Source organism: Alcanivorax sp. (assembly GCF_002726155.1).
Lineage (GTDB): Bacteria > Pseudomonadota > Gammaproteobacteria > Pseudomonadales > Alcanivoracaceae > Alcanivorax.
The window spans coordinates 1-9,375 of record NZ_PBSH01000034.1; the positions used below are offsets into that span (position 1 = coordinate 1).

General features: G+C 59.1%; 7 protein-coding genes. 3 read left to right on the forward strand and 4 right to left on the reverse strand.

All coding sequences use genetic code 11. The features are described 5' to 3' along the window. Window positions 1-241, forward strand: a 241-nt coding sequence (locus tag CL546_RS10455; RefSeq protein ID WP_290494754.1) for a hypothetical protein, incomplete at its 5' end; no start/stop codon positions are given. 148 nt (window positions 242-389) lie between these two features. Here CL546_RS10455 and CL546_RS10460 read toward each other — a convergent pair. Continuing rightward, the gene (locus tag CL546_RS10460; protein WP_290494755.1) at window positions 390-1,322 is read right to left on the reverse strand and encodes a LysR family transcriptional regulator; all 933 of its coding nucleotides are present in this window, start codon (window positions 1,320-1,322) and stop codon (window positions 390-392) included. A gap of 80 nt (window positions 1,323-1,402) precedes the next feature. On the opposite strand from CL546_RS10460, the gene CL546_RS10465 reads away from it, so the two are divergent. Next, window positions 1,403-3,100 carry a sulfatase-like hydrolase/transferase gene (locus CL546_RS10465; protein ID WP_290494756.1) on the forward strand — a complete coding sequence of 566 codons (1,698 nt, stop codon included), beginning with the start codon at window positions 1,403-1,405 and terminating at the stop codon, window positions 3,098-3,100. Window positions 3,101-3,186: 86 nt separating this feature from the next. Here CL546_RS10465 and hrpB read toward each other — a convergent pair whose 3' ends face one another. Continuing rightward, window positions 3,187-5,643: an ATP-dependent helicase HrpB gene (gene hrpB, locus CL546_RS10470; protein ID WP_290494757.1), complete on the reverse strand. Its 2,457-nt coding sequence runs from the start codon at window positions 5,641-5,643 to the stop codon at window positions 3,187-3,189. A 139-nt stretch (window positions 5,644-5,782) separates the two neighbouring features. On the opposite strand from hrpB, the gene CL546_RS10475 reads away from it, so the two are divergent. Next, the gene (locus CL546_RS10475) at window positions 5,783-6,349 is read left to right on the forward strand and encodes a hypothetical protein (RefSeq protein WP_007149727.1); all 567 of its coding nucleotides are present in this window, start codon (window positions 5,783-5,785) and stop codon (window positions 6,347-6,349) included. A 67-nt stretch (window positions 6,350-6,416) separates the two neighbouring features. On the opposite strand, the gene CL546_RS10480 is transcribed toward CL546_RS10475, so the two are convergent. Both CL546_RS10480 and CL546_RS10485 read right to left on the reverse strand, forming a co-directional pair. Then, on the reverse strand, window positions 6,417-7,154 hold the full coding sequence (locus CL546_RS10480) for a TenA family transcriptional regulator (RefSeq protein ID WP_290494758.1): 738 nt from the start codon (window positions 7,152-7,154) through the stop codon (window positions 6,417-6,419). 73 nt (window positions 7,155-7,227) lie between these two features. After that, entirely contained in the window at window positions 7,228-9,264 is a 2,037-nt protein-coding gene (locus CL546_RS10485) for a transglutaminase TgpA family protein (RefSeq protein WP_290494759.1), read from the reverse strand. Window positions 9,265-9,375: the final 111 nt, after the last annotated feature.

A 9,375-nucleotide genomic window follows, 5' to 3' on the forward strand; every position in this document is an offset into this window, starting at 1 on the left:
CTCCACCCGTAACTTCCCGAACCGTCTGGGTCAGGGTGCGGATGTGTACCTGGCATCGGCTGAGCTGGCGTCTGTGGCGTCCATCCTCGGCAAGCTGCCGAGCAAGGAAGAGTACATGGAGTATGCGAACACCATCGACTCCATGTCCTCCGAAATCTACCGCTACCTGAACTTCGACCAGATGGCCGAGTACCAGGAAGTGGCAGACACCGTGAAGATCCCGGTTGCCCAGTCTGTCTAAGGCTCGGTAATTGCTTCACCAAAAAGCCCCGCAAATGCGGGGCTTTTTTGGTTCATCGGGGGTCAAGAATAAACAATACGCTTGCGACCGCTTACTGGATTGAACCGTGAGCTTACCCCCTCCTTCGCTTATCACTCGATGGATCGGCTTAAGTCTCGCTGGACGCAAGAAATTGCCACACCCGCGCGGCAGGTTCCGACAAGGGGTGCGAACGAAGACGGTACATGCTTGGCTGCGCATCGACCCCGGCATCCAGCGGCAATACACACAAAGCCCCTGACGCCACATCGCCCGCGATCATGGAATCCGGCGCCAGGGTCAGGGCCTTTCCTTCCCGGCAAAGCGCCAGACACGAACTGATCGTGTCCAGCTGGTAATCCGGGCCTCCCCGTTCATTCATCAACGCCGTCAGCCAGGTTGCCGTTTCCCGGCGGTAGTTTCGTGACACTCTCGGCAGCGCCCAGCGATGCTCACAAGCCAGCGCCTTCAACCCCTGCTCATCAGTTCCTGCGACAGTACTTGCCGCCATGATCTTAGGTGACGCGACCACCCGTAATGGCAACGCCAATAACGGGTGCGTAACCAGATCATCCTGGTCAGGCAATCGTTGCCGCAAACGCAGGTCGTAGACCATGAAATCATGGCGGTAGGCATACAGCCCTTTTTGCAGGGCATGAAATTCACCCACCTGAATATCAAGGCGCTGGCCCTGCGCCAGCACGTTTGGCCCGGACAGCATCTGCATCAGAATATCGGGGACAAAGGGCCCACAACCGATACTGATGACCCCGGCCTTGCCTTCACGGTGGCGGCCTACCATACGATCCAGACCCGCACTTTCCTGCAGAATCCGGTTTGCCTGCCGGTAAAGCGATTGCGCAAAGTCTGTCGGCCGCAGGTGATGCGTGTCGCGCTGAAACAACACCAACCCAACCGCCTCCTCCAGCCGCTGCATGCTGCGGCTCAATGCCGGTTGCGACAGCCCCAGTTGCCGGGCTGCCGCCGACACACTGCCCTGTTCATAGATCGCCACGAAATGGCGGAGCTGCTGTAATTGCCACATGGCATTACCTTTACGCATGGATATATAAACCATGCTTATAGCAAAGCCGACCATACTCTGTCCACGCTGCCCTGTTCGGGTCACCACGGGAGAGACAGATGACAAAAATAAATCGCCGTACGGCACTGAAGCAACTTGGCCTTGGCGCCACCGCCCTGGCCGTTGCCAACCCGGTTAAAGGGGCTCCGGGCTTGCGTAAAAACCGACGCCCCAATGTCTTGTTGCTGGTTTCCGATCAGGAACGTTCAGGCCTGGACCTTCCAGGCTCCCTGGATCTTCCCGGCCACGAGAGGCTGCGCCAGCGGGGCACCAGCTTCAACCACTACCACGTCAACACCTCACCGTGCTCACCATCCCGATCTGTCATGTACACCGGTCAACACACCATGCACACCCACATGACAGCCAATCTCCATGCGCCCCCCTTTCCCGCGCTCAACGACAAGCTGAAAACCCTGGGCCATCATTTTCGCGATCAGGGCTACTACACAGCCTATAAGGGAAAATGGCACCTATCCGATATCGAGGACGGCCCCGGCCTGCTTTATGGCAACTATCCAAGCAGGAACCGTGCGCTGGAGCCACATGGTTTCAGTGACTACAACCTCACGGGAGATGTTCACGGCAGTGTCTGGCAGGGCTACATTGCTGACAGAATGGTTACCGCCGAAGCGTGTCGCTGGCTCATGAGTAAAGGCCAGACAGAAGAAAAACCCTGGTTCCTGGCGGTCAATTTCGTCAATCCCCATGACATCATGTTTTTCTCTACCGGCGAAAAACAATCACGCTCACGCACCAATCCGCAGTTCATGGCACCACTTCGTCCTGCGCCCCATGACCCGGTATACGCAAAAGACTGGTCCCACATTTCTCTTCCTGGGTCTTTTCGGGCGTCACTGGACAACAAACCTTGGTGCCAGCAAGCCTACGCCAAACTGATAGACAGCGTTTATGGTCACATCGATAAAAATAACGAAGCCGCTTGGCTGGCCAACCAGAGTTACTACTTCAATTGCCTGCGCGACGTGTCGCGACAGGTCGACCAGGTACTGCAGGCCCTGGAGCAAAGCGGCCAGGCGGATAACACCATCATTGTCTACACCGCCGATCATGGTGAAATGGCCGGAGCCCATGGCCTTCGACAGAAAGGGCCCTTCGCCTACAAGGAGAACAGCCGGGTTCCATTAATCATCAGCCACCCGGACGCGCGCCAACAACGGGACGTGGACAATATTGGTTCTTCCGTGGATTTGGTACCGACACTGCTAAGCCTGGCAACCGGGGGTAAGGTCGAAACACAAACTCCCGGCACCGATTTGTCAGCAGCACTAGAAGGGCGCCCCTCAGACAGAGACATCAAAGGCCACCTGTTCGCGTATGGGGTAACACTGTACACCGACCCGGAGATCACCCGGGCCCTGGTTGAAAAAGGTGACGAGATCACCCCCATGCGACTGATGACAGAAGCCTTTAGCCAATTGAAGCTGGGCCCCGCACTGAACAACCGGGGGCTGCATCGCGGCTGTTTCGACGGGCGTTATAAATTTGTCCGCTACTTCAGCCCAGACAGCCATCACCGCCCGGCAGACTGGGCAACGTTGACGCAGAACAACGATCTGGAACTGTATGACACTCACAAGGACCCGGATGAACTGGACAATCTGGCCGCAAAGCCGCAACAGCACAAAGCGCTACTACTGAGCATGAATGAGAAGACCAATGCGCTGATTGACCATGAAATTGGCGAGGACAACGGCGGAGAGTTTCCCGGGCCCACCTTCCTCTATCAGTTATAGCTCTTTTTCGGGCTGGCAGCCGGCTGGCGCCTTGGGAAACAAGGCCGGCTGCCGCCCACCTTATCCAGCTTATCGACCACGTACGGTCAAGACGCATCATTGCGGGCCTGGCGCTTTTTTGTCACTGCCGTGGCTCTCGCCTGCAAAGGATCTTCCGGCCAGGGATGCTTGGGATAACGCCCGCGCAGGTCCTTACGCACTGCCGCATAATTCTCTGCCCAGAACCGCGCCAGATTATCGGTAATGGCTGCCGGCCGCCCGGCCGGGGTCAACAGGTGAACGGTGATTGCCAGCGCGCCACCGGCCAGAGGAGGCAGCGCCTGCAAACCGAACAGTTCCTGCAGCTTCGCCGCCAACACCACATGCTCGCCAGTGTAATCCAGACGTACAACACGGCCAGTGGGAATCGTCACCGTTTCCGGCATCAATTGTTGCAACTGACGCTGCTGGTCTACCGACAATAATCCCGACAACGCCGCACCCAGTGGCAGCTTTTTCAAATCAGCCACACAGCGCATCCCGGCCAGATATGGCGCCAACCACTGCTCCAGGTTCAGCAACAACGCCGCATCACTTACAGCCGGCCAATCCGCATCCGGTTGCACGGCAGCCAGGCGCTGAATACGCGCCTGCCATTGCCGCCAATTGTCTTCCCACGGCAACACCGCAAGCCCCAGACTACGGATGCCAGCCAGCAGGCCGGATACCTGCTGCTCATTGCTCAATGAGGCCAGTGTCTGGCTTTGCAGCACCAGATTTCCCAGCACCCGCTCGCGCCGCCCTGTCACCCGCTGTTTATCTGCGTCCCAGCCAATCTGTTCCCGCCAACGACCATGCTTCTCCTGGGCAGATTCGACCTCTGGGCCGGTGAGCGGCCAGGCAAGACGGATACGCGCATCCCGGGGCTGACCATCCGTATCCATGACCAATAACCACTCCGTTCCCTGCAGGCTATCACTGTCATGCAGGAACAGGCCCGGGCCATCGGCCATCTGGTAACGCCCCTGGCTACCGCTACGCAGTCTGCTTATCTGCAACGGAAAAACCGAGGCCAGCAACCCGCCCATAGCGTCGCGCCAGGCTGATGATCTCTGATTGGCTCCTGCACCAAGGCGCTTGGCCTCGGCGAGCACCGCCCCAAAGCGTTGCGGCTGGTTGTCCAGCGCCTCTAAACGCCGCCGTAAATCCACCCCCTCACCGGGCAGAATATCCCGCTCGGAGAGCACCGCGACAAGCCGTGCCGCCGGCTCAGCGAGCCCGGCTTCTCTGGCAACAATCAACAGAAGGGCAAGCGCTGGATCCACCGGCAAACGAGCAATGGCGTCGCCCCGTGCCGTCAGCGATCCGCTGTGATCCAGTGCACCACCACGCTGCAGACGCTCTAGCGCACTGTCCCAGGCGCCCTGCGGCGGCGCATCCAACCACGGCATCTGTTGCGGCTCACGACAGCCCCAGCGGGCCAGATCCAGTACCAGACGGTCCAGCCCCACACGCTGGATTTCCGGTAATTGATATCGCGCCAGCACATCCGCTTCCCCCCACAATCGCAGGCTATGGCCTGGGCCCAGGCGCCCTGCCCGCCCGCTACGTTGCCGGGCGTTGGCCTCACTGATGCGGCGGGTCACCAACCGGGTACGGTGCCGGGCAGCATCATAGACCGGTTCGCGGGCAAAGCCACTGTCGACCACGTGGGTCACCCCTTCGATGGTCAGGCTGGTTTCTGCCACATTGGTCGTCAACACGATCAGCTGCGGCTCACTGGCTGCCAGTGCAATCACACTCTGCTGCTTGTCCAGAGACAAGCCACCATGCAGCGTGACCACCGGCACCGGGCAGCCCCGCTGATCCAGTTGACTGGCAATACGACGCATATCGCTCTGCCCGGGCAGGAAGACCAGCATCACCCCGGCGTCGCCGCTCAGTCTCATCACCTGTTCCGCGCAATGGTTGCGCCAGTCCTGGCGGGCGGGCACCGGCGCATAGGCAACGGACACCGGGTAGCTCTGCCCTGCGCTACTCACCACCGGCGCCTGCAGAAGGGTTTCCAGCGGGCCGCAGTCCAACGTGGCGGACATCACCAGCAGGCCGAGGTCAGGACGAAAAACCTCACTCGCCTCCAGAATCAGGGCCAGGCCAAGGTCCGCGTTCAACGAGCGTTCATGGAACTCATCGAAGATCACCAGGCTCACACCGGGGAGTTCCGGATCGTTGAGCAACATGCGAGTCAGCACGCCTTCGGTCACCACTTCCAGACGCGTCTGTGCACTGACTCGAGTATCGGTACGGGTGCGGTAGCCTACCGATTGCCCCACGGGCTCTCCCCGTTGCGAGGCCATAAACGTGGCCACCGACCGGGCCGCCACACGCCGTGGCTCCAGCATCAGGATTTTCCCGCGTTGGCCCCACTCACTGTCCAGCAGCGCCAGTGGTACACGGGTGGACTTCCCCGCCCCCGGCGGGGCCTCGAGAATGGCACGCCCGTGCGCCTTTAACGCCTGAAAAAGCGGGGGAATCGCCTGGTCCACTGGAAAAACTGTTGCCATTCGTTACGTCCGTCGCCGTTTCGCCGTGACCACCGTCACGCTGCCACTTTTCATCGCACACTAATGCTCGTGACGAGCAAACCTATGCTATATTCTGCCCATATAGCTAATAATTAATAACTACGTCAGATAGTGATTTATGCTGAATGATTTGGGGATTCCTGAGCATCTAATCTGGAAACTGGACCAGTTTGACAACCACAAGCGGGCAGTCAATTTTATCAAGCAGTTCCAGGAAACACTGTGCGTTTACAGTGCGCCCGTACAGCAGCTCTATACCAACTACGACATCTCGTTGCCCGATGACGATGATCGCTCAATGATTATTCTGCCTAATCCCTATGCGTACCACGATACGTTCAATAGCATCGGTGACCACAGTGTGCATGCCAGCGGCATGTACATCGTTCCCGGCGACCTGTTCGGTAAGGAGGGGTTGTTTTTGACCTTGCGCCTGCTCAAGTACGGCAAGCGTGTCATCAAGCCAGTGCCGCTGAAAGTGGGTCTGTGGGCGCTGATGAAAAAAGAAACGAAGGAAGTACCCTTTCTGCCGGTCATCACCAAAGGTGACTTGCGCGCCTTCCGCAAGGATTTTCCCTGCCTGCACTTGCACCGCATCCAACCGTCCAAGCTGGTGGACCGCTCCCCCATGGAGATCAAGGCCATTCAGAAAGTGATTCGCGACAAGCTGAAGGTGTATATGTAGGAACGCCCGAGGCCTGACGCAGGACGCCTAACGGTAAAGGTCAGGCGCGAGCGTCAGGCATCCGGCTTCAAGCTTCCGGCGTTTGATAGCAATAATCCAGCGCCTGAATGTAATACTCCAACCCCCTCTGGGCCGCCTTGAAAGCGCGTTCGCGACTTGCCTGATCCACACAAATCAGTTTCACCAGCTCCATGGCTTCATGGGGGTGATCGTCATCGTAAGAGGCATGAGCCCGAAGCCAGGCCATGGAGTGACGATTAATCGTGGCGATGCCGTCTTCCTGATACGCCTTCATACCCTTGACCACACTCTGGCTCCACTCACCAGTTGCCCACTCAATGGCCAGATTGGTCGCGGCGATCCCTTCTTCCAGGCTACCTTGCCGGCCCATGGTCCAGAGAAAATTATTCACCGCATCCATAGCCGCGGGAGGCTCAACAAACTCAAGGTCTTCCAGTGTCAGCCCAAACCCCATCGCCCAGTCCTGGTACCAATAGGCGTGGCGCTGCTCAATCTTAATGTTGCCGATCAGCCAGTTCTTTGCCTGCTCATGGCCCGGAAAGCGGCCCGGCAGGGTTTTCGCCAGGTTCAGGCCCATGTACTTGGGAAAGTTTTCCACCAGCGGATAGAAATTCAATAACGCACAACGGAAACGCGGCAGGCTCAGCTGGCCACTGGCCATCTCCGCGAATACCGGGTGGTTGACGACCTTGTTCTTGAGGGGCACCAGATCATCCCAGAACTGCTGGGCCCAGGGGGTGTGCTCTGTCAGCTCCAACGCTTTCTTGTAATTTGCGGCACGCATTCGTCGTTCTCCATAACAACCCAAAGCAAATCAATGCAGCGAACACCAGCGTACCCGCCTCCCGGCTAGTACACTAGTCCAATAATTTGTATAAGCGATTTCGCAGGCCACGTAAATGACGCATTTGCGGTTTACTGGCTTTTTGCCGTGGATCGTACAGAGCACGCTGGTAATAACGGGCCCAGTCACGGGCCGGACTCGCGGCCCGGGGCCAGCGCCCTGCAATGGCCTCTGCCAACTGTGAAGGGGTCACCCCCGGGGGCAATGCCAGCCCACAACCCTGTACACGCTGGTGTAACCGCCAGAATTCCTTCTCCATGGGCGACTGGCTATGGACCGGGTTACGCCAGAACAGATACAGGCCATACAGCCCCAACAGCAATGCCACAGACACCATCAGGGTTACCGCTACACGCAACGGTGTCACCTGGCCTAGCAGCTTGCTCAGCACCGACAATTGCAGCTGGCTGTCATACCCTAACACCCAGGTCTGCCAGCGGAAATCCACATAATCCGCCCACTCGCGCATGGCCCCCAGCAAGCCGCTGCCGGCAAAGCCATCGAGTTGGATACCGCCCAGCGCATCACCGGAGTCGGCCTCCTCAAGGGCAGCCCGCAACCCTCGCTCCACGCGCTCAGGCGCCACCGCTCCGGTGGGGTCTACCCGCACCCAGCCCTGTCCCTCAATCCACACCTCGCTCCAGGCATGGGCGTCGTATTGACGCACCAGCAAGTGGGAACCCAGGCTATTCTGCTCCCCCCCCTGATAGCCCACCACAACCCGGGCAGGAATACCGGCAGCGCGCATCAGGAAGGTAAAGCTGGAGGCATAATGCTCGCAGAAGCCCTTGCGCGAACGGAACAGGAAATCGTCGATGGGGTCGGCTACCAGCTTAGGCGGGCGCAGCGTGTAGTGAAAAGGCTGTTGGCGAAAGTACCTCAACGCCTGCTGCACCACTGCCGCATCAGACTGGCTCTCCAGTCGCCACTGCTGAGCGAGGCCACGGGCACGACGACCACTCTCCTCAGGAATCGACAGCATCAGCGCCTTCTCTTCCTCAGCCAATGGCAACTGCCGGGTTGCCGCCGGCACACTGACCACCTGATAGCTCTGCCGTTGGCTCACCGGGTTGTTGGCCACCAGCCGCATGTCCCGGGCCAGGCTGATGCCTCCCTCACTGACAAAGGGTACCGGCATGGCAAACAACCAGCGCCGCTGGGTGGGCTCGACAATGACCTGATACGCATAGCTGGTGCCGTCACTCCGCCCGGCCGTCAAGGCATCGACCCAGTCCGGTGCCGGCCCACGACCGCTGTACAGGTAGTTAGCCTCATCCATGCCGCGGGGAATGGCCTGCTGCCAGGCCCGGCCATCAAAATGGCTCAATGTCAGGCCGCGCCAGTAGCGCTCTGCCGGCGGCGGCATATCGCCGTCAAAAGCGACACGGAACGCCAGCGCAGACGACTCTGACAGTTCGCTGATCTGTCCGGGGGTCATGCTGTCGGTCATTCCGGTGCGCGCTTTACCGTTGCCCACCTGCATGTTCCACAGTGGCGCCACCCTGGGCACCAGCACAAACAGAATCAGCATCAAGGGGACCGCCTGGGCCATGATGATGCCGGCGCGTTTAAGGTGCTGCATGCCGCTGGCACGAGTGTCGCTATGGTTGATGCCCGCCAGACAGGTCGTTAGCAACACCATGCACAGCAGCACATACAAAAACATCAACGGACTTTGCGAGAACAGTAACGAGGTCGCGCAAACAAAAAAGCCCAGCACCAGCAAGACGTAGGCATCACGCTGACTGACCACTTCCAGATACTTGAGCCCAAACAGGGAGACCAACAAGGCCACCCCCGCTTCCGGACCGTACAGGCGACCAAAGCTGTAAAAGGTGAGCGCCACCGCCCCCATAAGAAACATGCTGCGAATAACACGCCCGGGAAGCGCCATCCGCTGACGGTTGACCAGGGCACGGATCGCGATCACCAACGCAAACAGACCACCCTGCCAAAGCGGGCCTTTGAGTAACTGAGGCAGCGCACAGAACGTTACCGCAAGCGTCAGCCAAAGCCGGGTATGAGAAGGAACCTGGTAAATACGCGCCATCAGAACTCCGGGTAACAGGCCAACGCATCCAGCAAGCGCCAGCGATGCACATCACCGGTATCCGGTGCCAATGTCAGGCCCGGCAGCACCAACCCATAGGGTTGGTGCTGC